This window comes from Campylobacter sp. IFREMER_LSEM_CL2101, assembly GCF_025771825.1.
GTDB lineage: Bacteria > Campylobacterota > Campylobacteria > Campylobacterales > Campylobacteraceae > Campylobacter_D > Campylobacter_D lari_C.
The window spans coordinates 1-630 of record NZ_JAKMQZ010000028.1; the positions used below are offsets into that span (position 1 = coordinate 1).

Here is a 630-nt window from a genome sequence, read left to right on the forward strand (position 1 = left end):
AACCTGCAAAAGTTAAACCTTCAATAGAAGTATTTACTACTTTAGCTCCTGTTCCTACTAAGTCATCAGTCCAAATAGAACCAACTTCCATTTTACCGAAAGTTACGCTTGTAGCATAAGCTTCGTTAGTGTATTCTAAGTAAGCTTGATTTACAGCAAATGAAGTATGAGTATCTGTTCCTGTGTTACCACCAGTGATTTCGCCATTTTTGTAATTTGTTTTACCAAAACCTCTATCAGTTGCATTGTATTGGAATTGAACGAAAGCTTTGAAGTTATCATCTAAAGCTGCTTTGAAGTTTAATTGAGCTTTAAATTTATGCTCGTTATTTTTTGAGCTGTTGTAACCTTTATCTGCAATGCTATCGCCTTGAGTTAATCTATCAGATTGGAATCTGTATCTCATCATTCCTGATACATCAACATCTTTTATAGCTTCTTCAAGTGAAACAGCGTTAGCTGCTGAAAAAGCACCTGCAGCTAAAGCTGCTACTAAACTAAGTTTAACTAGTTTCATGAGAATTCTCCTTATTAAAATTAAAACTATGGCTTGAATTATAGCATAGTTTTATATAAGAATTCTTAAAGTAAATAAAAACAATATAAAATATATTAGATTATATAGTATTA

General features: G+C 31.6%; 1 protein-coding gene. It reads right to left on the reverse strand.

Annotated elements, in window-relative coordinates; all coding sequences use genetic code 11:
* On the reverse strand, positions 1 to 517 hold a 517-nt coding region (locus tag L8V88_RS07935), incomplete at its 3' end, for a major outer membrane protein (RefSeq protein ID WP_263727463.1).
* Positions 518 to 630: the final 113 nt, after the last annotated feature.